Raw genomic sequence first — 22,305 nt, 5'->3', positions numbered from 1 at the left:
GTCCGCACTTCTGCGGGCCGCCCCTTCGAACTACCTCGGCGATTCTCGAACTACCTCGGCGATTCCGGGACTACCTCGCGGTGGTGCCGTTGGTCGCGGCGCGGGCGGCGGCGTGGAACGCGAGGATCTGGAGCTCGCCCGCCACGTCGACCGAGCGCACGACGACGTCGTCGGGCAGCTGCAGCGCCACGGGCGCGAACGACAGGATCTCGCGCACCCCGCAGGCGACGACACGCTCGGCGATCGGCTGCGCCACCGGACCGGGGGTGGCCAGCACCACCATCGACACGCCCGTGCCCGCCAGCACCTCCTCGAGCCGGTCGACGTGCTCGATCGCCAGACCCGCCGCCGTGCGGCCCACGACCTGCGGGTCGGCGTCCAGCAGGGCCACCACCTGGAAGCCGCGCGCCGCGTACCCCGAGTAGTTCGCCAGGGCGTGCCCCAGGTTGCCGATGCCGACGATCGCCAGGCGGTGCTCGGACCCCAGGCCCAGCGCGGAGGCGATGTACTGCGCCAGCGACTGGACGTCGTAGCCCACGCCGCGCGTGCCGAACGACCCCAGGTACGACAGGTCCTTGCGCAGCTGCGCCGACCCCACCCCGGACCGTTCGGCCAGCTCCGACGACGACGTCGTCGTCACGCCCGCCTCCGCCAGGTCGCGCAGGGCGCGCAGGTAGTACGGCAGCCTCGCCACCGTCGCGGCCGGCACCGTCGCCTCACCGAGCTCGATCACTGCTGGATCACCCCGTCGTCCTCCCCGGGCTCAGCGCGCCAGCCGGCGCGCGAGCCGCGCGCCGTCCACCCGCCAGAAGCCCTGCTGCACGCCGTCCACCTCGACGACGGGCACGTAGTCCCCGTACCTTCCCACCAGATCACCGCCCGGCGCGTCGTCGACCTCGATGTCGATCTCGCGCCATGCCTCCCCCGCTGCCTCGCACACGTCCGCGACCACCGCCCGAGCCTCCTCGCACAGGTGGCAGCCCTGCCTCGTGTACAGCAGCACCCGGGGTTCACCTGCGGATCCCTGCGGCATGCTCACCGGCCAAGCCTAGCCGCGCCGATACAGTGGACCGCATGCCGTCGCCCGCCGAGTCGTCCACGCCGGTGCGCGCCGCAGCGTTCTTCGACGTCGACAACACGATCATCCGCGGCGCCAGCGCGTTCCACCTGGCACGCGCCCTCTACCAGCGCCGGTTCTTCGGGACCCGCGACCTGGTGCGGTTCGCGCTCATCCAGGCGAAGTACCTGGTCTTCGGGGAGTCGCGCACGCAGATCGAGTCGGTGCGCAGCCGTGCGCTGTCGCTCATCGCCGGCCGGTCCGTGGCGGAGATCACCGCCGTGGGCGAGGACGTGTACGACACCGTCCTCGAGCTGCGCATCTTCCCCGGCACCAAGCGGCTGCTCGACGAGCACCTCGCCGCCGGCGACCAGGTGTGGCTCGTGACCGCGACCCCCGTGGAGATCGGCGGCCTCATCGCGCGCCGGCTCGGTGCGACCGGCTGCCTCGGCACCATCGCGGAGCACTCCGGCGGGTTCTACACGGGCCGCCTCGTGGGCGACCTCATGCACGGCGAGGCGAAGGGCGCCGCGGTGCGCGAGCTCGCCGAGCGCGAGGGCATCGACCTGTCCGCCTCGTACGCGTACGGCGACTCGCTCAACGACCTGCCGATGATGCGCACCGTCGGGCACCCGTGCCCCATCAACCCCGACACGCGGCTGCGCCGGCACGCCAAGGAGGTGGGCTGGCCCATCCGCGAGTTCCGCGGGCGCGGGCGCCGCGTCGCGGGCCGGGGCATGAAGACCGCGTCGTGGGCCGGCGCCGCCTGGGTGGCCGGCCTGGCGCTGCGCAGCATCCAGAAGCGGCTGCGCGGCCGCTGACCGTCTCGCCCTCGGGCGAGCACCGTCCGGACGTGCGAACGGGCCCGGTACCTCCGTGGAGGTACCGGGCCCGTTCGTGCTCCCTGCCCGCCGGGTTCAGCCGGCGGACGAGATCACTTCTTGTTGCGACGCTGGTGACGCGTCTTCCGCAGCAGCTTGCGGTGCTTCTTCTTCGCCATGCGCTTGCGGCGCTTCTTGATGACGGAGCCCATGAGGTCCTCACAATGCTTGTCGGTCGGTGGAACACGGTTGGTCCCAGGAGCTCCTGTCTCCAGGAGCAGCCGACCAACGCGGAAAAGTCCGTCCCCCAGAGTACCCGATGGCGGGCGCCCGCCGGACCGCGCCCCGGCTCGGTCCCGACTCGGTCCCGGCTCAGTCCCGGCTCGGTCCCGGCTCAGTCCCGGTAGGGGTCCAGCCCCCACGTGGGGAACACCTGCTTGCGTGTCGCGAGGATCGCACGGTCGACGTCGTCGGCCGGGTCGTACCCCTCGCCCCAGGGACGCCAGGCCCCCTCGCCGCCGGCGAGGCGCTCGGCCGGGTCGAGCCCGGAGAGCTCCTCCACCTCGCGGCGCCAGGAGTCGGGCAGCTGGAGGAATGCGGGCAGGGGCGCGTGCGCGGCCTCCGCGACGAGGCTCGCCCACACCAGCGGCACGACGTCGACCACCGCGTACCCACCACCGCCGAGCGCCACCCAGCGGCCGTCGGCCAGCTCGTGCGCGAGCTCGTGCACCCACCGCGCGGCGGTGCGCTGCGCCGCCACGCCCACGTCCAGGTCGGTGAGCGGGTCGTTGCCGTGCGCGTCGCAGCCGTGCTGCGAGACGATCGCCTGCGGCCGGAACTCGCGGACCATCGCCGGCACGACGGCGTCCACGGCCCGCAGCCAGTGCGCGCCGTCCGTGCGCGGCGGCAGCGCGACGTTCACCGCCGTGCCCTGCGCCGCGGTGCCGCCCGTGTCGCCCGCGTTGCCGGTGCCGGGGAACAGGGTGTGCCCGTCCTGGTGCACCGACACGGTCAGGACTCGTGGGTCGTCCCAGAAGATCGCCTCGACGCCGTCGCCGTGATGGGCGTCCAGGTCGACGTACGCCACGCGCTCCGCGCCCCGGTCGAGGAGCCGCCGCACGGCCGCCGCGGCGTCGTTGTAGATGCAGAACCCGGACGCGGCGCCGCGCTGCGCATGGTGCATGCCGCCCGCGATGTTCACGCCGTGCTGCACGTGCCCGGACCACACCGACTCCGCGGCGTCCACCGACGCGGCCACGAGCCGGGCACCCGCCTCGTGCATCGCCGGGAAGACCGGGTCGTCCTCGGTGCCGAGGCCGCGCGCGAGGTCCGGAGCGCCCGTCTCCGCCGCGCGGCGCACGGCCGCGACGTAGGCGGCGTCGTGCACCGACTCGATCACCTCGTCGGGGGCCGGCTCGACGTCCGCCAGCTCGAGGGTGGGCTCGTCGAGGAGGCCGAGCTCCGCCACGAGCCGCATGGTCAGGTCGAGTCGGGCGGGCGCCATCGGGTGCCCGGGGCCGAAGTCGTAGCGCAGGAGCTCAGGGCTCCACAGCAGCCGGGCGACGCGCATCCCGTCACGGTAGCCGACGGCGTGGCAGGCTGTGCCCAGCGACTGAAGGGCGAGAGGGGACAGCGTGCCGAGGACGTGGGGCGGTCGCGGGCTGTCGCTGCGCGGGTGGGCCAACCGCGCCGCCCGGGAGTACCCCGCGAGGCTCGCCATGACGGTGTTCGCAGCCGTCATCACCGTGATCTGGCTGCTGCTCCTCACCCCGTGGGCGACGACGTCCGGCAAGGGCGCGTCCGTGGTCGACGCGCTGTTCACCGCGACGTCGGCGGTCTGCGTCACCGGCCTGGTCGTGCAGGACACCGCCACCTACTGGTCGGAGTTCGGGCACGTCGTCATCCTCGTCGGCATCAAGGTGGGCGGCCTGGGCGTGATGACGCTGGCGTCGCTGCTCGGCCTCGCCGTCTCGCGCCGGCTGGGGCTCACGCAGAAGCTGCTGACGGCCTCGGAGACGAAGACCGAACGCCTCGGCGAGGTCGGCGCCCTGCTGCGCACCATCATCATCACCGCCACGTCCATCGAGCTGTGCCTGTCGCTGCTGCTCTTCCCCCGCTTCCTCGCCCTGGGCGACCAGGCGGGCACCGCGGCGTGGCACGCCCTCTTCTACGGCATCTCCTCGTTCAACAACGCCGGGTTCGTGCCCACGCCGGACGGCCTCCTCCCGTTCGCCTCCGACTGGTTCGTGCTGGTGCCGATCGCCCTGGGCGTGTTCATCGGCTCGCTCGGCTTCCCGGTCATCCTCAACGTCCTCACCAACCGTCGCCGAGGCAAGCACTGGGTCCGGTCGCTCTCGCTGCACTCCAAGCTGACGATCACCACCAGCCTCGCCCTGCTCGTGTGCGGCGCGATCCTCATCGGCGCGATGGAGTGGAACAACCCCGCGACCTTCGGCGGCCAGAGCTTCTCCACCAAGATCCTGTCGTCCGTGTTCGCCTCGGTGATGCCGCGCTCAGCGGGGTTCAGCTCCGTGCCCGTGCACGAGATGTCGCAGGAGACCTGGCTGCTCACCGACGCCCTGATGTTCGTGGGCGGCGGCTCCGCGTCCACCGCCGGCGGCATCAAGGTCACGACGTTCGCCGTGATGCTGCTCGCGATCGTCGCCGAGGCCCGCGGCGACGCCGACACCGAGGTGTTCGGCCGCCGCATCCCCCGCGACACCCTGCGCCTGTCGATCGCCGTGGTCTTCGTGGGCGCCACAGCCGTCCTCGTGTCGTGCCTGGCGCTGCTGCGCCTCACCGACCTGCGCCTGTCGGAGGCGCTGTTCGAGGTCATCTCCGCGTACGCCACCGTGGGCCTGTCGACCGGCGTCACCGCCGGCCTGCCCGACGCCGCGAAGTACCTGCTGTGCGCGCTGATGTTCGTCGGCCGTGTCGGCGTCATCTCGCTGCTGGGCGCCCTGGCGCTGCGCGACCGGCGCCGCATCGTACGCTTCCCGGAGGAACGCCCGATCATCGGGTGACCTCCTACCGACGACCCTTCTGACAGAGGAGAACCGTGGCGGACAAGAAGGCTCCCGCGCGCGACGCGGGCGTGCTCGTGATCGGCCTCGGCCGCTTCGGGTCCTCGCTCGCGACGACGCTCGACCGGCTGGGCCAGGACGTGCTCGCCGTCGAGCGCGACGAGAAGCTGGTGGCCCAGTGGTCCGGGCGGCTCCCGCTGGTCGAGGCCGACGCCTCCGAGTCCGAGGCCCTGGTCCAGCTCGGCGCCAAGGACTTCGGCGTCGCGGTCGTCGGCGTGGGCACCGAGCTCGAGGCCTCCGTGCTCATCACCGCCAACCTCGTGGACCTCGGCACCCCGCAGATCTGGTCCAAGGCGATCTCGGCCGAGCACGGCCGCATCCTCACCCGCATCGGCGCGCACCACGTCGTCTACCCGGAGGCCGACGCCGGCTCCCGCGTCGCCCACCTGGTGAGCGGCAAGATGCTCGACTACATCGAGGTCGAGGACGGCTTCACCATCGTCAAGATGCGCCCGCCGAAGGAGATGCAGGGCTTCACGCTGGCGCAGTCGGACATCCGCAAGCGCTACGGCGTCACCGTCATCGGCGTGAAGTCGCCCGGAGTCGAGTTCACGTACGCGACCCCCGAGACCCGCGTGAGCGCCAACGACCTGCTCGTCTGCTCCGGCCACGCCGACCTGCTGGAGCGGTTCTCCGCCCGCCCGTGACGCGCCGTCACGGACCGAGCAGCGCGAGAGGCACGACGGCGATCCCGTCGGGGCGCCGGTAGGCCGCCCGCCCCGTGGTGACCACGACCGAGTCGACGACGTCGGGCCCGGGTCGTTCGGCGAGCCAGTGCAGGTGCCGGACGTCGCGATCGCGCGGGGTGGTGCAGATCCGAGGGTCGCTACGCTACAGATTCGCGAGCTTCTACACTACAGATTCGCGCGCCGCCACGATGCGTCCTCGTACTCTGCTGGCGAGCTGTCACGGGCACCACCACCCGGTGAGGACCGTCACGCCGTCCGACGGCGCAGCGTGGCGACGCCGAGCACCACGGCGCCGACGATGAACAGCGCGATCGCGCCGACCGCGCCCTGCACGTCGCCCCACTCGCCCCCGGCGGCGAGGGTCTGCATCGCCTCGACGGCATAGGTGAGCGGGAAGACCCGCGAGAGCCACTCCAGCACCTCGGGCATCTGGTCGCGGGGCATGAGCAGGCCGCAGGTGATGAGCTGCGGGAAGATCACCGCGGGCATCATCTGCACGGCCTGGAACTCGCTGCGGGCCAGCGCGGAGGCGGCCAGCCCCAGGCAGCAGCCGAGGACGGCGTCGAGCATCGCGACGACGATCACCAGCCACAGCGGGCCGAGCACGTCCATCCCGACGAGAAGGGCGAAGCCCACCACCACCAGCGACTGCAGCAGCGCGAGGCCCGCGAACGCGAGGGCGTACCCGGCCACGAAGTCGCCCTTGCGCAGCGGGGTCGTCATGAGCCGCTCGAGCGTGCCGGACTGGCGCTCGCGCAGGGTCGCGACGCTCGTGACCAGGAACATCACGATGAGCGGGAACAGGCCCACGAGCATCGGGCCGAACTGGTCGAGCACGGGAGTGCCGTCGAACATCCACGCGATGAGGCCGAGCAGCAGGCACGGCAGCACGAGGATCAGCGCCACGGTGCGTCGGTCGAACCGCAGCTGCGCCAGGACGCGGCTCGCGGTGGTGAGGGTGAGCGTCATCGGGTCTCCTGGGCCTGCTGGTCGATGAGCGCGAGGAACGCGCGCTCGGCGTCGGGGGCGCCGGTGCGGGCGAGGAGCTCCGCGGGCGTGAGGTCGGCGACGAGCGCGCCGTCGCGCAGCAGCAGGAGCCGGTCGCACTGGGTGGCCTCGTCCATGACGTGGCTGGAGACCAGCAGCGTGCGCCCCTCGGCCGCGAGCCGGCGGAACATCGCCCACAGGTCGCGGCGCAGCACGGGGTCGAGACCGACCGTGGGCTCGTCGAGCACCAGGAGCTCCGGGTCGCCGACGAGGGCGGCGGCGAGCGAGACGCGCGACCTCTCCCCGCCGGAGAGGGTGGCGACGCGCTGCTTCTCGTGCCCGCCCAGGTCGACGGCGGCGACGGCGCGGCGCACCGCCGCCTCAGCCCCCGGGGCGGGCAGCCCGGCGAGCCGGGCGAAGTAGCGCAGGTTCTGCAGCACCGTGAGGTCCGTGTAGACCGAGGCGGCCTGGGTCACGTAGCCGACGCGACGGCGCAGCGCGGGCGAGCCGGCCGGCTCGCCCAGCACGCCCACCTCGCCGGACACCCGGGCCTGCACGCCGACGACGGCGCGCAGCAGCGTCGTCTTGCCGGAGCCGGACGGCCCCAGCAGGCCCACCACCTGCCCGGCGGGCACGGACACGTCCATGCCGTCGATGATCGGCCGGCCGCCGCGCTCGATCCTCAGTCCGCGGACCCGTACCGCGGCGTCGTTATTCCCCATGTGGTGAATTGTGCTCTCACGGAGCGGTGCCGCGCAATCCCCTGAGGGTGGTGAGCGCGATCTCGACGTCAGGCGGGGGGCAGGTCGTCCGTGAGATAGCGCTGGACGGCCGGGCCGACCAGCGCGGCGACACGGTCCGCCGGCATCGACGCCAACGGCTCGATCGGCACGAGGAACCGTGCCATGAGCATGCCCGCCACCTGCGAGGCTACGAGCACGGTCCGCAGCCGCGCGTCCGCGACGTCGAGCCGGCGCACGATCGGGCCCAGGATCTCCGCGCCGAGGAACTGCGGCAGCAGCTCGCGCAGCCCCGGGTCGGTCATCACCGCCGGGATGACGAGGCGCACCGTGGTGCCGCCGTCCGCGTCCCACAGCTCGACGACGGCCCGCACGAGCCGCTCCCCCAGCCCGTCGACCGGCCCGTCCGCCGCCACGCGCGCGACGACGGCCGGGTCGACGTCGGCCAGCCCGAGCGACGCGGCGAAGAGGCGCGTCTTGTCGCCGAACCAGTGGCGGACGGTGCCCGGGTCGACGCCCGCGCGCCGCGCGACCGAGCGCACGGACGCCGCCTCGTAGCCGCGCTCGAGGAACTCCTCGCGGGCGGCGGCGAGGACGGGCTCCCGGGTTCCGGCGCCCGCCGGCCGACGCCCGCGACGCCCGGCCTCCTGGCCGTGGGTGCCGTCGCCCGTCATCCCGTCCTGCCCGTCATCCCGCACGGCTCGTCACGACGCCGCTCAGCCGTGCTCGGCGGCGAGCTCGCGCGACCGGTCCCGGGCCGCCTCGAGCGCGTCGAGGAACGCGGCGCGCACGCCGCCGTCGTCGAGCTTGCGCAGCGCGGCCACCGTGGTGCCGCCCGGCGACGAGACCTTCTCGCGCAGCAGGACCGGGTGCTCCCCCGTCTCGTCGAGCAGCTTCGCGGAGCCCAGCACGGTCTCGACGGCGAGGCGCCGCGCGACGTCGCGGGTGAGGCCGAGCAGCACGCCGGCCTCCGCCATCGCGTCGACCACGTAGAAGACGTAGGCCGGGCCGGAGCCCGCGAGCGCGCCGAACGCGTCGATGTCCTTCTCCGCGACCCGGAACACGTGACCGGAGCCGGCGAGCACCTGCTCCACCAGGGCGACGTCGTCCTCGCGGGCGGCCGAGCCCCCGACCACCGCCGTCACGCCCGCGCCCACCAGGGCGGGTGTGTTCGGCATCGCCCGGACCACGGGGGTCCCCGCGGGCAGCCGCTGCTCGAAGAACGACAGCGGCAGCCCGGCGGCGACGCTCACGACGACGGCGCCCGGCTCGAGGGAGTCGGCGACCCGGTCGAGCATCGCGCCCACGTCCTTCGGCTTCACCCCGACGACGACGACGTGCGCGCCCTCGACGGCGGCGACGTTGTCCGTCGTCGCGCGGACCCCGAACCGCTCGGTGAGATGCGCGCCGCGCTCCGGCCGGCGGGAGGTGGCCACCACGTCGTGCGGCGCGACCCCCGCGGACAGCGCGCCCGCCAGCACCGCCTCGCCCATGTTGCCCGTGCCCAGGAACGCCATCTTCACGCCGCCCACCCGGGTGTTCTGGGGGGCGCCGGCCTGCTCGTCAGTCTGCTCGCTCACGGGCACCACGGTACGTCGCGCGCGGCTGTCGGGACCGCCGCGCGGGCTACAGCGGGTAGGCGGAGTAGAAGTCCTCGACCAGTTCCGCCGGGCCCGTGGCCTGCAGCACGGCCGTGCCGTTGCGCCACGTGACGACGGCGGTGCCCTCCGACGAGCCCGGCGTCACGACGTACGCGCCGACCTTCGTGCCGTCCACGGTCACGTCGCCCTCGCCCGTGGGCTCGCCGGCCGCCTTGACCAGCGCCTCGTACGCGGCGGCCGCGGCGTCGTCGTCCTCCCACTGTCCGGCCTCGACCTGCACCGTCGTCGCGCCGTCGCCCGTGCCGTCCGCGTACGTGAGCTGCCACGCCTCGACGGCGTCGGCCTCCTTCTCGCGGTTCTTGTCCTCCGTCACGCCCTGCAGCGCCAGCGCGAGGACCGTGTCCGGCTGCGCCTTGAGGAACGCCGTCTGCGACTCCGGGCGCCCGCTCGGCGCGATCGTCGGCGTCGGGACCGGCGCCGTCACCGTGGCCTGCGGGGTCGGCTCCTCGCGCGCGAACCCCGGCCACACGAACGCCGTCAGCAGCACCACCAGCAGCACCAGCGCGCCCGCGGCCGACGCGACCACGATCCGACGACGGCGGAACACCTCCGGCGACGGGCGGCCGTTCCCGCCCGTGCGTGCCTGGCTCACGATGTCCTCCTGCGGGGTCGGCGGCGGTGCACGAGGAAGCCTAGGCCGTGCGGGTGGGTGGAAGCGGGACCTCGGCGCAGCACGTCCTCGGGTGGCCCCACCGACACGCATGGGTGCCGCGCACTACGCTGCACGCGTGACTCATCCGAGCGACGACGTCGTCCTGCGCGGCCGGTACCCGGGCTCCCGCGTGACCCTTCCCCCAGGAGCCGACATCGTCGCGATGGTCGACACGCTCTTCCGCCTGGCGCAGCCCGAGCTCGACGAGGACACATCGTACGGCGTGGTCGAGGAGGCCACCGGGTGGAGCCGGGACGTCGTGGCCGCCCTGTGGTTCCAGGCGTTCGCGTCGCTCCACGCCCGGGTCACGGGATTCTCGTGCTGGGACGTGGACGGCGTCGTGGAGGACGCCGTCGCCGCCCGCGCGAGCGCGGACCCTGTCCTCGTGATGCGGTACTTCCCGCCGGTCGCGACCTTCCCCGAGCTTCCCGCCGACCTGCCGCCGGGGGCACTCACCGCGGAGCCCTGGTTCGGCGCCGTCGGAGCGGGCCTGGCCGACGCGCGCGCCTGGGTCACCTCGGCGCCGCCCGCCGACCTCGCTGGCGCGTACGCACGGCTCCTCGCCGACGCCGGCCGCTCGGGTCTGCACCCGGTCGTCGTCGACTTCACGGCGCAGGACCCGTGCCCGTGGGGCGCCCGTGACACCCAGGTGGAGCTCCTCGACGCGGAGAGCGCCCTGGCCGCGATCCGCACCCAGCACGCGGAGGCCTTCGGCGGCTCGCTCGCCCTCGGCGAGCACCGCGAGCTGGCGCGAGGGTCGACCGCGCCCGTGGAGTCCGCCCCGGACCGGACCGCGCTGGACCTGGTCCGCAGCCTCGTCACGCCGGGCGGCGCGGCAGGGCCGTACGGGCTCGCGCTCGTGCCGGCCCGCCGAGGCGCCGACGTCCTGGCAGCCACGGGGTGGACCGGTGCCGCCAACCACACGGCCACGCCCGCGCAGCTCAGCGCGGTGCTGCGGTCCTGGGAGGAGCGGTTCGGCGCCCGCCTGGTCCTGCTGTCCTCGTCGCGGATCGGCCTGTCCGTCGCGAACCCTCCGACCGACGTCGAGCAGGCGACGGCGCTCGCGCGCGAGCACCTCGCCTTCTGCCCCGACACCGTCTTTGCGGGCTACGACTCCGAGGACGAGTATGCGCACCAGCTCGTGGGACAGGAGATGTGGGTCTTCTGGTGGGACTGACCCGCGGCCGGGGCCGGTCCGCACCCGGAGCATCACGGGCCACCGAACGTTCTTAGCCCGACGCCTCTGTCAGAACCCGGGCCGCACGTAAGGCAGCTTCCGTTGCGCCGCCGCCATCATGTCCTCGTACGCGGCGAGCCAGCCACGCACCGTCGCGGTGGCGTGGCCGTGGGGCAGTTCTTCTTCCATGTCTTCGAGAAGGGCCGCCAGGGTGTCGCCGTTGATCGCGAGTGCCGGAAACGCCCGGGTGGAGTCCTCCACAAGTTGCAGGTTTCCACGGCGATCCAGCGATTCGAGAGTCATCTCATCACCTCCGACTCGAGCCAGAACCAGACACAGATCGCTTCATGCCCGCGTGGGACCCACATTGACGACGTCAGGTATCCGGCCAGCCGTCCCAGGGCGCGTGGAAGCCGAGAAGGTCCGGGTACAGCTCTGCCCAGTCGGGCGGCCCGTCGGGATCGAGTTCGTCGTCGTGCCTCTCGAGCACGAGGCCGAACCGCACGCCGTCAACGAAGACCTCGAAGGGCCGGACGGCGATGTCGCCGAAGAGCGCACCGGGCAGGGTGGCCAGCAGCTCTTCCAAGCGTGCCTCGCCCCGCGCCAGGGGCGACTCCGGCGTGCCGCGCAGGCGCTCCTCGTCGCGCGCCGTCCCCGCGGCCCAGATGTCGGAGCCCGTGTGGTGGCCGTCGTCGTCGAACCGGTGCAGCACCACGAACAACCGCTGCAGGTCCCGCCGGTCCGCTCCCCCGGAGGGCCCCTCGGGTGACGCGTACGTGATCGACGCGAAGAACTGTCCGCCGTCGTACCGCCCGATCGTCTCGGTCCGGTAGTCGGGCACGTGGGCGATCGGGATCGCCTCGGGCACGGGCATGGCGCACACCCTAGGCCGTGCTCCGGACATCACCGCAGCAGCAGCTCCACCCCGGGGTGGTCCGCGAACACCTCCAGCACGAGCTCGGCGTACGTCGGGCCGCGCCCGGCCTCGAGGTCCGCGAGGCGCCCGCGGAACAGCGCGGCGTCGAACCGTGGGTCCGCGAGCATCGCCAGGTAGTGCTCGCGCGTCGCGGCGAAGCCGAGGGCGTCGCGGGAACGGTCGAAGGCGTGCCAGACGACGGTGACCCGGTCCGCGCCGTGCGCGGCGCCGAACCCGCCGCGCAGCAGGTCGTCCAGGGCGTCGAGGCCCGGCCGGAGCCGCCGGTCCTCGCCCGCCATGAAGACGCGGTCCAGCTCGTCGTAGAACGTGGCGACCGACTCGATCCGGCGGCCGTCGAGGTGCAGCGTGCGATGCAGCCCCTCGGACGTGGTCGCGTCCTCGACGGCATCGTCCGGGACGAGCTCGTCGTACTCCGTGAGCTCGGTGCGCCAGTACTCGGCGCCGTCGCGGGTGCGGTGCACCGCGCCCAGGTCGACCATCGCGCGCCGCGCGCCGACCGGGTCGGCGGCGAGCTCCGAAAGGCGGTCCGTGAGCTCGCGCTCCCCCAGCGGCTCCAGCAGGTCGGGCAGCGTGGCGTGCGCGAGCCAGCGCGCCACCACCCGGCGGTGCTCCCACCGGCGCGGCATCGCCAGCAGGCGCCCGTCGTGCAGGAACCGCGTCACGTCGGGGTTCACGGGGACCACCCGGCCATCATCGCGCGCGGCCCGCGCCGGTGTCGGTGCCTCCCCCTAGCGTCTGACGACGTGAGCACCACGACCTCCTCCCGCACCCGCGCCAAGCAGTCGCGCCCCGGCTACCGCTGCACGGAGTGCGGGTGGACCACCCCCAAGTGGGTGGGCCGCTGCGGCGAGTGCCAGGAGTGGGGCACGGTGACGGACGAGGGCCCGGCGTCGGCCGGGCCGCGCACGGTCGCGACCAGCCCGGGCCGCGCGCCGGCGCGCCCGATCGGGGACATCGACGTCGCGGCCGCGCAGGCGGCACCCACGCAGGTGCCGGAGCTGGACCGCGTGCTCGGCGGCGGGCTCGTGCCCGGCGCCGTGGTCCTGCTGGCCGGGGAGCCCGGCGTCGGCAAGTCGACCCTGCTGCTCGACGTCGCCGCCTCCTACGCGCGCGGGGCCGACGGTCGCGACGCGCGCACCGTGCTGTACGTGACGGGCGAGGAGTCCGCCGGGCAGGTCCGCCTGCGCGCGGAGCGGGTGGGCGCGCTGGCGCCGACGCTGCTGCTCGCCGCGGAGACCGACCTCGGCACCGTGCTCGGCCACATCGAGGCCAACCAGCCCGACCTGCTCGTCGTGGACTCCGTGCAGACCATCGCCTCCACGGAGGTGGACGGCGCCCCCGGCGGCGTGAGCCAGGTGCGCGAGGTCGCCGCCTCGCTCATCGCCGTCGCGAAGGAGCGGCAGGTGCCGGTGCTGCTCGTCGGGCACGTCACCAAGGACGGCACGGTGGCGGGCCCGCGCACGCTCGAGCACCTGGTCGACGTCGTGTGCCAGTTCGAGGGCGACCGGCACTCGCGGCTGCGCATGGTCCGAGCGGTGAAGAACCGCTACGGACCCACGGACGAGGTCGGCTGCTTCGAGCTGTCCGAGAAGGGCATCATCGGGCTGAGCGACCCCAGCGGCCTGTTCCTCTCCCACCTCGGCGCGGGCGTGCCCGGCACGTGCGTCACCGTGACCCTCGAGGGCCGGCGCCCGCTCGCCCTCGAGCTGCAGTCGCTCGTCGCGCCGTCGCCGCTGGCGAACCCGCGCCGCACGACCAGCGGCGTCGAGTCGTCCCGGCTGGCGATGATCCTCGCCGTCCTGCACCGGCACGGCGGGCTGCGGCTCGCCGACCAGGACGTGTACGTCTCGACGATCGGCGGCGCCCGCGTCACCGAGCCCGCAGCCGACCTGGCCACCGCCCTCGCGATCGTGTCCGCGCGCACGGGCGAGCCGCTGCCCACCGGCACGGTCGCGCTCGGCGAGGTCGGGCTCGCGGGCGACATCCGGCCGGTCACCGGGCTCGACCGACGGGTCGGCGAGGCGGCGCGCCTCGGCTTCGTCCGGGCCGTCGTGCCGGCCGGCGCGGCGGTCAAGGCACCGGCCGGGATGCAGCTCCTGGAGGCCCGGCACCTCGCCGAGGCCGTCGAGCTCGCGGGGGTCGGCGTCCGATCGGCGGATCGCCGGGGCGAGCGCCCCTCCGCGTCGTAGGATTCCCCCGTGGCTCCCTCCTCCGTGCACTCCGATGCCCTGCTCCGGGAGACGCTTGCCGCGGTCGCCCCCGGCACCGAGCTGCGCGACGGCCTCGAGCGCATCCTGCGCGGCCGCACGGGCGCGCTCATCGTCCTCGGCCTCGACAAGACCGTGGAGCAGATGTGCTCCGGCGGGTTCGAGCTCGACGTCCAGTTCTCGGCCACGCGCCTGCGCGAGCTGTCGAAGATGGACGGTGCCTGCGTCCTCGACCACGACGCCACCCGTATCCGCCGAGCCGCCGTCCAGCTGCTCCCGGACCCGTCCATCGAGACCAGCGAGTCCGGCACCCGCCACCGCACCGCGGAGCGCGTCGCCAAGCAGTCCGGCCTGCCGGTGATCTCCGTCAGCCAGTCGATGCGGATCATCGCCATCTACGTCGGGTCGCACCGGCACGTCCTCGAGGACCCCGACACCATCCTCGGCCGCGCGAACCAGGCCCTCGCCACCCTGGAGCGCTACCGCTCCCGCCTCGACGAGGTGTCGGGCACCCTGTCCGCGCTGGAGATCGAGGACCTCGTCACGGTGCGCGACGTCTGCTCCGTCGTCCAGCGCCTGGAGATGGTGCGCCGCATCTCGGAGGAGATCGACGGGTACGTCGTCGAGCTCGGCGCCGACGGGCGCCTGCTCGCCCTGCAGCTCGACGAGCTCATCGGCGGCATCGGTGCCGACCGCGACTTCGTGGTCCGCGACTACGTCGAGCTCGAGCGCAGCGGCCGCTCCCTCACCGGGGTCCAGGCCGACCTCGCCGCCCTCGACTCCGCGCAGCTCCTCGACCTCGGCCACATCGGCCGCGTGCTGGAGCTGCCCGGCGGCGGCGTGGCCCTCGACGCCGCGGTGGCGCCGCACGGCTACCGGCTCCTGTCGAAGGTGCCGCGCCTGCCCGCCGCCATCATCGAGCGCCTGGTCGGGCACTTCGGGGGGCTGCAGAAGCTCCTCGCTGCGAGCGTCGACGACCTGATGGCCGTCGACGGCGTCGGCGAGCAGCGTGCGCGCGCCGTCCGCGAGGGGCTGTCGCGACTCGCCGAGTCCAGCATCCTCGAGCGCTACGTCTGACCTGAGCGATCCCTGACCTGGGGCGAGACCCCGGTCACCCCGCGACGAGATCCCTGTCAGCCGGACAGTCGAGTCAGCCGGACAGTCGAGTCGGCCGGGCGGGCGAGGGTCTCGACTCAGCCCAGCCGGGACGCCTTCTCGTCGGCCTCCGCCTTGCGGTCCGGGGCGCGCTCCGCCCCGTCCTTCTTCCGTCCGTGGTCCGCGTCGTCGCCCTGCGAGTCGTCGTCCTCGCCGCCCGCCGACGAGTCGGTCGTGTCCGCAGACTTCGCGTCCGCGGACGTCGCGTCGCCTGACTTCGCGTCGTCTGACTTCGCGTCGCCCTCAGCGGCGTCTCCCTCGGGTCCGTCGCCGCCCGTCGGTGCTCCGTCGTCGGTGGCCTTCGCCTTTGCGGCCACGGTGAAGGTGACGGGGTCGCTCTTCGCGCCGGGCACGTCGACGAGCGACGCGGTCGCCTCGTAGGTGCCGGCGGGGACGGTGGGCTGGCCCTTGCAGCCCTTGCCGGACGTCTGGGACTTCCAGTGCACCTCGCCCGCGTTGAGGTCGCCCGGGCCGAGGAGCAGGAGCCGCGAGCCGTCCGCGCAGTCCGACGACGACCAGACCCGCTCCTTGCTCGCGGCGTCGACGATCGTCACCGCGCGGCTGGCGGCGGTGCCGTTGAACGTGCAGGGCACGCGGCCCACGTTGGTCACCCGCACCATGAACGACATCGGCGACCCCGCCGTCACCGTCGTCGCGCTCGACGACAGGCGCAGCTCCACGGCGTCCGGGGTGCAGGTCGTCCACGGCCCGCCGGCGTTGATGGGCTCGGGCGCGGCGACCTTGTCGGCCGGCAGGCTCTCCGGCCCGGCGAGCATCCCGCGCACGCCGTCGACCGCGCGGCCCAGGCCGTAGCCGCCGACCACGCCCGTCGCGCACAGCAACGCCACCACGAGCAGCGTCACCACCGTCGAGCGGCGCGCACGGCGCGGCGCCGTGCGCGGCCTCCCCGTCCTCGACCTCGCGGGGCGCGAGGCCGTGCGTCCGGCCGACGCCGAGCGCGCACCACCGCGCGACGCTCCCGGGGCGACGAGCTGGGACGTCGTGACCACCCGACGGTTTCCGCCCCGGGCTCCCGACGAACGGTTCAACGACGACCGAGCCGACGACGACCGGCTGCTCGACGAACGGCTGGTCGACGACCGGCTGGTCGACGACCGGCTGGTCGACGAGCGGCTGGTCGACGAGCGGCTGGTCGACGCACGCGTCGTGGACGAGCGGGCCGACGAGGCCTTCGCGCCCCCGGACCGTGCTCCGCCTCCCGACCCCGACCTGGCGGAGGCGCCGCGGGCCGCGCCCTTCGGTGCCTGCTTCGGTGCGGGCTTCGAGGTGGACTTCGCACCACTCCGGGACGCGGACGCCGAGGGCTTCTTCGGGGCCGGCGTGGCGCCGCCCTTGCCGGCACCGGTCGTCGTGCCACGCGACGTCGTGCCACGGGGCGAGGCGCCCGAGCGCCCGGACGCGCCGGAGCGCGCGCCGGCGCCGCGCGAGGTGCTGCCACCTCGACGCCCGTCGTCCGCACGTGCCACGGGCCACCCCTCCGTCTCGAACCGCACCGCTCCCCTCGAACGGCGCGGCGGCGCCACCGTACGACGTGCAGGTTCGCCGACCACGGAGCCGCGCCGCCGGCCGTCGCACCCGGGACTTGTCAGGGCCACAGAGGGGTATACCCCGCCCTGGCTCTGACAGCTCGACGCACTCGCGAGTTGTCAGGCCCACGGCGGGGTATACGCCCCTGTGGCCCTGACAGCTCGGCGGGTGGTGTGCCGCTCGTGGGACACAATGGGCGACCGTGCAGACCCTCCCGCTCGCCCCGACGCCGTCGGCCGCTGCGTCCCCGGACCCGCTGGTCGCGCGGACGGTCGCGTGGTTCGACGACGCCGCGCGCGACCTGCCGTGGCGGCGGCCCGACCGCACGCCGTGGGGCGTGCTGGTCAGCGAGGTGATGCTGCAGCAGACGCCGGTGGTACGGGTCGAGCCGGTGTGGCGGGCGTGGCTGGAGCGGTGGCCGACGCCGGCCGACCTCGCCGCTGCCTCCACCGCCGACGTGCTGCGCGCGTGGGACCGGCTCGGCTACCCTCGCCGGGCGCTGCGCCTGCAGCAGTGCGCGGCCGCGATCGTCGAGCGGCACGACGGCGCCGTCCCCGACGACGAGGACGCCCTGCGCGCCCTGCCCGGCATCGGCGAGTACACGGCCGCGGCCGTGCGCGCGTTTGCGTTCGGCCGCCGCTCCGTCGTCGTCGACACCAATGTGCGCCGCGTGCTGGCCCGCGCCCGCGGCGGCACCGCGCTCGGGGCCCCCTCTCCCACCGCCGCGGAGCGTGCCCTCGCCGCCGCCGTCGTGCCCGAGGACGACGCCACCGCCGCTCGCTGGGCCGCCGCGTCGATGGAGCTCGGCGCCGTCGTGTGCACCGCCCGCGCTCCCCGCTGCGGCGCCTGCCCGGTCGCGGACCTCTGCGCGTGGCGCGCCGCCGGGCACCCGCCCGACGCCCACGCGCACCGCCGTCGCACCCAGGCCTGGCACGGCACCGACCGCCAGGTGCGCGGGCGCGTCATGGCCGCGCTGCGCGGCGCCGCGGACCCGCTGCCGCGCGCGCTGCTGGCCGACTCCGGTCCCGACCAGGCGCAGGTGGACCGCTGCCTCGCCGGCCTCGTCGAGGACGGCCTCGTCGAGCAGGACGACACCGGGCGCTACCACTTGCCTACCTGACGCCGTCCGTCGTTGCTGTGAGCGGGCGATTGGCCCTGATCCGGGCCGAGTTCGGGGCCAAACGCCCGCTCACAGCACCAGGTGAGATCACGGCTCCGGGTGACGTCAGAGCTCGAGCAGCATCCGCGTGTTGCCCAGGGTGTTCGGCTTGACGCGCGCGAGGTCGAGGAACTCGGCGACGCCGTCGTCGTGGGAGCGCAGGAGCTCTGCGTACACCTCCGCGTCGACGGGCGTGCCGTCGATCTCGCGGAACCCGTGGGTGCGGAAGAAGCCGACCTCGAACGTGAGGCAGAAGACGCGGCGCAGCCCGAGCTGGCGCGCCCGCCCGACGAGCCCCTCGACGATCGCGTGCCCGACGCCGCGACCCCGCCAGGCCGGGTCGGCGGCGAGGGTGCGGACCTCGGCGAGGTCGTCCCACATGACGTGCAGGGCGCCGCAGCCGACGACCTCGCCGTCGGCGTCGGCCGCCACCAGGAACTCCTGGACCGCCTCGTAGTAGCCGACCATCTCCTTGGCCAGCAGGATGCGTCGCTCGGCGTACGGCTCCACGAGGCGGCGCACCGCCCGCATGTCGGCCGGGAGAGCGGGGCGGACGGCGTACGACGCACCGTGGTCGCGGGACGGGTCCGGGTGCACGGCGTCACTCTACGAGCGCGGACCCTCGCGGGCGCGGCCGTCCCGCTGCACGGACGTTCACGAGTCCTCCACGAGCGCGACGGCGGTGGCCTCGTCGATGACCAGGTCGGTCACGACGCCGGCCGCGAGCGCCGCCCGCAGCGGCACCACCTTGTTGTCGCCCGCGACGGCGCACAGCCGCCGGGGGATGCGGCGCAGCTCGGCCGGGGCGGGCCCGGTGGCGCGGGCGTTGAGGGAGATGTCGCGGTACGTGCCGTCCGACCGGATGAAGACGGTGCACACGTCGCCCACCACGCCCTCGGCGTCGAGGACGGCGACGTCGTCGGGGTCGAGGTAGCCCGCCGAGTACACGTGCGAGGGGACGCCGCCGGTGAGCGCGCCCACGGAGAAGAGAGCGATGTCGGCGCGGGACTGGACGTCGAGCACGCGGCGCACGGAGCGCTCGCGCCACATGGCCGCCTTGGTCTCGGCGAAGTCGAAGAACGCGGGGACGGGGAAGTAGTGGACGGACGCGTCGAAGGCCGTCCCGAAGCCTGCGATCAGGTCGCCCGCGTAGGTCATGCCCGAGGTCCTGGTGTTGGCGGCGCCGTTCAGCTGCACGACGGCGGCGCCGCGGGTGGGCTTGTGCGGCAGGTGCTCGGTGATGGCGGCGAGGGTCGTGCCCCAGGCGACGCCGAGCACCATGTCCGAGTCGAACCAGCGGGCCAGCAGGCGGGCGGTGGTGACCGAGACCTGCTGCAGGCGGTCGTCGTCGGTGGCCGAGTCGGCGACGGGGACCACGTAGGCGTCGATGCCGTGCCGCTCGGCGATCTCCTGGCTGAGCCCGGGCGCCCGGGACGGGCCGGGACGCAGCGTGATCTCGACGACGCCGGTCTCCCGGGCGCGCTTGATGAGCCGCGAGACGGTGGACCGGGACGTGCGCAGGTGGCGCGCGATCGTCTCCATCTTCATGTCCTGGAGGTAGTACATCGTCGCCGCCATGACGACGTCGCGTTCCCGGTAGCTCGCCATGGCTCCAGGATCTCATCCTGCACGTTCGTGCACCTGGCTTGCGCGGACGTGCCAGCGGTGCTGACCTGGGAGCGTCCTCGTCGACCGGAAGGAACCCCCGATGGCCTCCACCCGCCTCACGGCCGAGTCGCGCACCCAGGCGCTCGCCGCGCTGAAGGGCTCGCAGTCCCCGAGCGGTGAGCTCGACGTCCTCGTCATCGGCGGCGGGGTCACCGGCGCCGGCATCGCGCTCGACGCCGCGACGCGCGGCCTGTCGACGGCGATCGTCGAGGCGCAGGACTGGGCCTCCGGCACGTCGAGCCGCAGCAGCAAGCTGGTCCACGGCGGCCTGCGCTACCTGCAGATGCTCGACTTCCACCTCGTCAAGGAGGCGCTCACCGAGCGCGACCTGCTGCTCAAGGACATCGCGCCGCACCTGGTGAAGCCCGTCCCGTTCCTCTACCCGCTGGAGCACCGGCTGTGGGAGCGCGCGTACGTCGGCGCCGGCATCGCCCTCTACGACACCCTCGCGTCGCTGGCCCCGGGCCGCCGCGCCATGCCGCTGCACCGCCACCTCAGCCGGCGTCAGATGTCGAGCAAGTTCCCCGACCTCGCCCACGACGCAGCCATCGGCGCCGTCCAGTACTGGGACGCCTCGGTCGACGACGCCCGCCTCGTCACGACGCTGGTGCGGACCGCCGTGAGCTACGGCGCGCACGCCGCCGCCCGCACGCAGGTCGTGGGCCTCACCAAGGGCGCGACGGGCGCCGTCAACGGTGCGGTGCTCGTCGACCTCGAGAGCGGCGAGGAGATCACGGTGCGCGCCCGGCACGTCATCAACGCGACCGGCGTATGGACCGAGGACACCGAGGCGCTGTCCGGCGACGAGGGCGGTCTGCGGGTGCTGGCCTCCAAGGGCGTGCACATCGTGGTCCCGCGCGAGCGCATCAAGGGCACAGTGGGGCTCATCCTGCAGACCGAGAAGTCCGTGCTGTTCGTGATCCCGTGGTCCCGCTACTGGGTGGTCGGCACCACCGACACCCCGTGGAACCAGGACCCGACGCACCCCATCGCCACGGCGCAGGACATCGACTACATCCTCGACCATGCGAACGCCGTCCTGGCGCACCCGCTGAGCCGCGACGACATCATCGGGACCTACGCGGGCCTGCGCCCCCTGCTGCAGCCCGGCACCAAGGAGGGCACCAGCTCCGCCAAGGTGTCGCGCGAGCACACCGTCGCCAGCCCCGTGCCCGGGCTCACCGTCATCGCGGGCGGCAAGCTCACCACCTACCGGGTGATGGCGAAGGACGCCGTGGACTTCGCCATCGGGCAGCGCGCGGCCGCGCTGCCGTCGATCACCCACAAGATCCCCCTGCTCGGCGCGGTCGGCCTGCAGGCCACGCGACGGCTGGCCCGCACCTGGGCCGCCCGCTTCGGGTGGAAGCCCGCGATGGTCGACCACCTGCTGCACCGGTACGGGTCGTCCCTGCGCCAGCTCGTCGACCTGTGCGAGCAGGACCCGTCGCTGGCCCAGCCGCTCGAGCACGCGCCCGCCTACCTGCGCGCCGAGATCCACTTCGGCGTCAGCCACGAGGGTGCCCTGCACCTCGAGGACCTGCTGCTGCACCGCACCCGCCTCGTCTACGAGGTGCCGGACCGCGGGCTGGCCGCCCTCGACGAGATCGCCGACATCGCCGCGCCGCTCCTCGGCTGGGACGCCGCCACGCGGCAGGCCGAGGTCGACGCCTACACCGCCCGCGCCCAGGCAGAGGACGAGGCGGAGCTCCAGCCCGACGACGCGAGCGCCGAGGCCGTGCGCCTGCGCGCGCCCGACGTCGCCGCCATGCAGCCCCTGCGGGGCTGATCCCTTCCCGGCCGGGCGACCGGCCGGGCTTCCGCGAGGCGATGCCGCCCGCGGGCTCTCCGGTCCCGGAGAGGACAACGTGGTCCCTCAAGAGAAAGAGAACCGACGATGGACTCATTGATCATGCAGGCGTTCTGGTCCGAGATCCTCGGGACCGCGACGCTGATCCTGCTGGGCGCCGGCGTCGTCGCCAACGTGGTGCTCCCGAAGACCAAGGGCTTCGACGGCGGCTGGCTCCTCATCAACTTCGGATGGGGCCTCGCGGTGTTCGCGGGTGTGTTCACCGCCTACAAGTCGGGAGCCCACCTCAACCCGGCCGTCACGATCGGCCTGTTCAGCGCGGACATGCCGTTCTACTCGGTCACCGGGCCTGGCGGGGCGATCACCGCGACGATCGAACCGACCGTGAGCAACATGTTCATCTACTTCGCCGCCGAGATGATCGGCGCGATCATCGGTGCCGTGCTCGCGTTCGTGGCTTACAAGAACCACTTCGACCAGGAGGCCCCCGCCGCCACCAAGCTGGCGGTGTTCTCCACCGGGCCGGAGCTGCGCTCCTACGGCTGGAACTTCATCACCGAGGTCATCGCGACCTTCGTGCTCGTGTTCTTCGTCGTCGTGTCCGGCAAGACGCCGTCCGGCCTGGGGCCGCTCGCCGTCGCCCTCATCGTGGTCGCGATCGGCGCCAGCCTCGGTGGCCCCACCGGGTACGCCATCAACCCTGCCCGTGACCTCGGCCCGCGTATCGCGCACGCCCTCCTGCCCATCAAGGGCAAGGGCTCCAGCGACTGGGCCTACTCGTGGGTGCCCGTGGCCGGCCCCCTCGTGGGCGGCGTGCTCGCCGGCCTGCTCGGCGCCGTGTACTCCTGACCGACCCCGGCGGGGAGGACCATGCCAGGACCAGAAGCAAAACCCCCAAAAACAAAAAAGGGAAGGAGACTCACAAGTGAGACAGAAGCGGTAAAGAATGGAAAGAGG

25 protein-coding genes are annotated in these 22,305 nt (G+C 73.7%); 10 read left to right on the top strand and 15 right to left on the bottom strand.

Annotation, left to right across the window (positions count from 1 at the left end; genetic code table 11):
- Nucleotides 1-70: 70 nt before the first annotated feature.
- Together ACWF41_RS21240 and ACWF41_RS21235 are read right to left on the bottom strand one after the other, a co-directional pair.
- On the bottom strand, nucleotides 71-733 hold the full coding sequence (locus tag ACWF41_RS21240) for a redox-sensing transcriptional repressor Rex (protein ID WP_380327126.1): 663 nt from the start codon (nucleotides 731-733) through the stop codon (nucleotides 71-73).
- 30 nt (nucleotides 734-763) lie between these two features.
- Nucleotides 764-1,033, bottom strand: a complete 270-nt coding sequence (locus ACWF41_RS21235; RefSeq protein WP_380327132.1) for a glutaredoxin family protein — start codon at nucleotides 1,031-1,033, stop codon at nucleotides 764-766.
- Between the two features lie 41 nt (nucleotides 1,034-1,074).
- Here ACWF41_RS21235 and ACWF41_RS21230 point away from each other — a divergent pair, with 41 nt between their 5' ends.
- Nucleotides 1,075-1,878 carry an HAD family hydrolase gene (locus ACWF41_RS21230; protein WP_380327129.1) on the top strand — a complete coding sequence of 268 codons (804 nt, stop codon included), beginning with the start codon at nucleotides 1,075-1,077 and terminating at the stop codon, nucleotides 1,876-1,878.
- A 113-nt stretch (nucleotides 1,879-1,991) separates the two neighbouring features.
- On the opposite strand, the gene ACWF41_RS21225 is transcribed toward ACWF41_RS21230, so the two are convergent.
- Nucleotides 1,992-2,090, bottom strand: a complete 99-nt coding sequence (locus ACWF41_RS21225; protein ID WP_003792170.1) for a 30S ribosomal protein bS22 — start codon at nucleotides 2,088-2,090, stop codon at nucleotides 1,992-1,994.
- A gap of 182 nt (nucleotides 2,091-2,272) precedes the next feature.
- On the bottom strand, nucleotides 2,273-3,448 hold the full coding sequence (locus ACWF41_RS21220) for an acetoin utilization protein AcuC (RefSeq protein ID WP_380321429.1): 1,176 nt from the start codon (nucleotides 3,446-3,448) through the stop codon (nucleotides 2,273-2,275).
- A gap of 64 nt (nucleotides 3,449-3,512) precedes the next feature.
- Between ACWF41_RS21220 and ACWF41_RS21215 the strand changes: the two genes are divergently transcribed.
- Together ACWF41_RS21215 and ACWF41_RS21210 are read left to right on the top strand one after the other, a co-directional pair.
- Complete coding sequence (locus tag ACWF41_RS21215) at nucleotides 3,513-4,901, top strand: TrkH family potassium uptake protein (protein ID WP_380321432.1); 1,389 nt, start codon at nucleotides 3,513-3,515, stop codon at nucleotides 4,899-4,901.
- Nucleotides 4,902-4,936: 35 nt separating this feature from the next.
- Nucleotides 4,937-5,608 (top strand): potassium channel family protein, encoded by a 672-nt coding sequence (locus ACWF41_RS21210; RefSeq protein ID WP_380321435.1) that lies wholly within the window; start codon nucleotides 4,937-4,939, stop codon nucleotides 5,606-5,608.
- Nucleotides 5,609-5,896: 288 nt separating this feature from the next.
- On the opposite strand, the gene ACWF41_RS21205 is transcribed toward ACWF41_RS21210, so the two are convergent.
- The 5 genes from ACWF41_RS21205 to ACWF41_RS21185 form a co-directional block, all read right to left on the bottom strand.
- The gene (locus ACWF41_RS21205) at nucleotides 5,897-6,619 is read right to left on the bottom strand and encodes an ABC transporter permease (protein WP_380321438.1); all 723 of its coding nucleotides are present in this window, start codon (nucleotides 6,617-6,619) and stop codon (nucleotides 5,897-5,899) included.
- Nucleotides 6,616-7,359 carry an ABC transporter ATP-binding protein gene (locus ACWF41_RS21200; RefSeq protein ID WP_380321441.1) on the bottom strand — a complete coding sequence of 248 codons (744 nt, stop codon included), beginning with the start codon at nucleotides 7,357-7,359 and terminating at the stop codon, nucleotides 6,616-6,618. The genes ACWF41_RS21205 and ACWF41_RS21200 overlap by 4 nt, the downstream gene beginning before the upstream one ends.
- Nucleotides 7,360-7,427: 68 nt before the next feature.
- Nucleotides 7,428-8,051 (bottom strand): TetR/AcrR family transcriptional regulator, encoded by a 624-nt coding sequence (locus ACWF41_RS21195; protein WP_380321444.1) that lies wholly within the window; start codon nucleotides 8,049-8,051, stop codon nucleotides 7,428-7,430.
- A gap of 42 nt (nucleotides 8,052-8,093) precedes the next feature.
- Entirely contained in the window at nucleotides 8,094-8,957 is an 864-nt protein-coding gene (gene proC, locus ACWF41_RS21190; protein WP_380321450.1) for a pyrroline-5-carboxylate reductase, read from the bottom strand.
- Nucleotides 8,958-9,003: 46 nt separating this feature from the next.
- Complete coding sequence (locus ACWF41_RS21185; RefSeq protein WP_380321453.1) at nucleotides 9,004-9,630, bottom strand: hypothetical protein; 627 nt, start codon at nucleotides 9,628-9,630, stop codon at nucleotides 9,004-9,006.
- Between the two features lie 136 nt (nucleotides 9,631-9,766).
- Between ACWF41_RS21185 and ACWF41_RS21180 the strand changes: the two genes are divergently transcribed.
- Nucleotides 9,767-10,867, top strand: a complete 1,101-nt coding sequence (locus ACWF41_RS21180; protein WP_380321456.1) for a DUF4253 domain-containing protein — start codon at nucleotides 9,767-9,769, stop codon at nucleotides 10,865-10,867.
- A 69-nt stretch (nucleotides 10,868-10,936) separates the two neighbouring features.
- On the opposite strand, the gene ACWF41_RS21175 is transcribed toward ACWF41_RS21180, so the two are convergent.
- The 3 genes from ACWF41_RS21175 to ACWF41_RS21165 all read right to left on the bottom strand — a co-directional run bounded on the left by ACWF41_RS21175 (nucleotide 10,937) and on the right by ACWF41_RS21165 (nucleotide 12,478).
- Nucleotides 10,937-11,170, bottom strand: a complete 234-nt coding sequence (locus ACWF41_RS21175; RefSeq protein ID WP_380321459.1) for a hypothetical protein — start codon at nucleotides 11,168-11,170, stop codon at nucleotides 10,937-10,939.
- A gap of 73 nt (nucleotides 11,171-11,243) precedes the next feature.
- Nucleotides 11,244-11,741: a hypothetical protein gene (locus ACWF41_RS21170; RefSeq protein ID WP_380321462.1), complete on the bottom strand. Its 498-nt coding sequence runs from the start codon at nucleotides 11,739-11,741 to the stop codon at nucleotides 11,244-11,246.
- Between the two features lie 29 nt (nucleotides 11,742-11,770).
- Entirely contained in the window at nucleotides 11,771-12,478 is a 708-nt protein-coding gene (locus ACWF41_RS21165; RefSeq protein ID WP_380321465.1) for a DUF2087 domain-containing protein, read from the bottom strand.
- Between the two features lie 69 nt (nucleotides 12,479-12,547).
- Here ACWF41_RS21165 and radA point away from each other — a divergent pair, with 69 nt between their 5' ends.
- Both radA and disA read left to right on the top strand, forming a co-directional pair.
- Entirely contained in the window at nucleotides 12,548-13,993 is a 1,446-nt protein-coding gene (gene radA, locus ACWF41_RS21160; RefSeq protein ID WP_380321468.1) for a DNA repair protein RadA, read from the top strand.
- A 9-nt stretch (nucleotides 13,994-14,002) separates the two neighbouring features.
- On the top strand, nucleotides 14,003-15,088 hold the full coding sequence (gene disA / locus ACWF41_RS21155) for a DNA integrity scanning diadenylate cyclase DisA (protein WP_380321471.1): 1,086 nt from the start codon (nucleotides 14,003-14,005) through the stop codon (nucleotides 15,086-15,088).
- A 116-nt stretch (nucleotides 15,089-15,204) separates the two neighbouring features.
- On the opposite strand, the gene ACWF41_RS21150 is transcribed toward disA, so the two are convergent.
- Entirely contained in the window at nucleotides 15,205-16,029 is an 825-nt protein-coding gene (locus tag ACWF41_RS21150) for a hypothetical protein (RefSeq protein WP_380321474.1), read from the bottom strand.
- Nucleotides 16,030-16,060: 31 nt separating this feature from the next.
- On the opposite strand from ACWF41_RS21150, the gene ACWF41_RS21145 reads away from it, so the two are divergent.
- Both ACWF41_RS21145 and ACWF41_RS21140 read left to right on the top strand, forming a co-directional pair.
- Nucleotides 16,061-16,810 (top strand): hypothetical protein, encoded by a 750-nt coding sequence (locus ACWF41_RS21145; protein WP_380321477.1) that lies wholly within the window; start codon nucleotides 16,061-16,063, stop codon nucleotides 16,808-16,810.
- Between the two features lie 160 nt (nucleotides 16,811-16,970).
- Nucleotides 16,971-17,834, top strand: a complete 864-nt coding sequence (locus tag ACWF41_RS21140) for an A/G-specific adenine glycosylase (protein ID WP_452183213.1) — start codon at nucleotides 16,971-16,973, stop codon at nucleotides 17,832-17,834.
- Between the two features lie 105 nt (nucleotides 17,835-17,939).
- On the opposite strand, the gene ACWF41_RS21135 is transcribed toward ACWF41_RS21140, so the two are convergent.
- Both ACWF41_RS21135 and ACWF41_RS21130 read right to left on the bottom strand, forming a co-directional pair.
- A complete protein-coding gene (locus ACWF41_RS21135; protein WP_380321483.1) occupies nucleotides 17,940-18,470 on the bottom strand; it encodes an amino-acid N-acetyltransferase in 531 nt (176 codons plus the stop codon).
- Nucleotides 18,471-18,527: 57 nt separating this feature from the next.
- Nucleotides 18,528-19,481: a sugar-binding transcriptional regulator gene (locus ACWF41_RS21130; protein WP_380321486.1), complete on the bottom strand. Its 954-nt coding sequence runs from the start codon at nucleotides 19,479-19,481 to the stop codon at nucleotides 18,528-18,530.
- A gap of 100 nt (nucleotides 19,482-19,581) precedes the next feature.
- On the opposite strand from ACWF41_RS21130, the gene ACWF41_RS21125 reads away from it, so the two are divergent.
- Both ACWF41_RS21125 and ACWF41_RS21120 read left to right on the top strand, forming a co-directional pair.
- Nucleotides 19,582-21,327, top strand: a complete 1,746-nt coding sequence (locus ACWF41_RS21125; RefSeq protein ID WP_380321489.1) for a glycerol-3-phosphate dehydrogenase/oxidase — start codon at nucleotides 19,582-19,584, stop codon at nucleotides 21,325-21,327.
- A 108-nt stretch (nucleotides 21,328-21,435) separates the two neighbouring features.
- The gene (locus ACWF41_RS21120) at nucleotides 21,436-22,197 is read left to right on the top strand and encodes an MIP/aquaporin family protein (protein ID WP_380321492.1); all 762 of its coding nucleotides are present in this window, start codon (nucleotides 21,436-21,438) and stop codon (nucleotides 22,195-22,197) included.
- Nucleotides 22,198-22,305: the final 108 nt, after the last annotated feature.

It is taken from the genome of Isoptericola sp. NPDC055063, assembly GCF_053608125.1.
The sequence above is the reverse complement of the archived record's forward strand: the minus strand, read 5'-3'. Positions and strand labels throughout refer to the sequence as shown.

Coding starts and splice junctions, on each gene's coding strand:
- ACWF41_RS21200 (WP_380321441.1), bottom strand. CDS start 7,359: ATGGGGAATAACGACGCCGCGGTACGGGTCCGCGGACTGAGGATCGAG.
- ACWF41_RS21170 (WP_380321462.1), bottom strand. CDS start 11,741: ATGCCCGTGCCCGAGGCGATCCCGATCGCCCACGTGCCCGACTACCGG.
- ACWF41_RS21125 (WP_380321489.1), top strand. CDS start 19,582: ATGGCCTCCACCCGCCTCACGGCCGAGTCGCGCACCCAGGCGCTCGCC.
- ACWF41_RS21175 (WP_380321459.1), bottom strand. CDS start 11,170: ATGACTCTCGAATCGCTGGATCGCCGTGGAAACCTGCAACTTGTGGAG.
- ACWF41_RS21235 (WP_380327132.1), bottom strand. CDS start 1,033: ATGCCGCAGGGATCCGCAGGTGAACCCCGGGTGCTGCTGTACACGAGG.
- ACWF41_RS21120 (WP_380321492.1), top strand. CDS start 21,436: ATGGACTCATTGATCATGCAGGCGTTCTGGTCCGAGATCCTCGGGACC.
- ACWF41_RS21205 (WP_380321438.1), bottom strand. CDS start 6,619: ATGACGCTCACCCTCACCACCGCGAGCCGCGTCCTGGCGCAGCTGCGG.
- ACWF41_RS21225 (WP_003792170.1), bottom strand. CDS start 2,090: ATGGGCTCCGTCATCAAGAAGCGCCGCAAGCGCATGGCGAAGAAGAAG.
- ACWF41_RS21195 (WP_380321444.1), bottom strand. CDS start 8,051: ATGACGGGCGACGGCACCCACGGCCAGGAGGCCGGGCGTCGCGGGCGT.
- ACWF41_RS21130 (WP_380321486.1), bottom strand. CDS start 19,481: ATGGCGAGCTACCGGGAACGCGACGTCGTCATGGCGGCGACGATGTAC.
- ACWF41_RS21230 (WP_380327129.1), top strand. CDS start 1,075: ATGCCGTCGCCCGCCGAGTCGTCCACGCCGGTGCGCGCCGCAGCGTTC.
- ACWF41_RS21220 (WP_380321429.1), bottom strand. CDS start 3,448: ATGCGCGTCGCCCGGCTGCTGTGGAGCCCTGAGCTCCTGCGCTACGAC.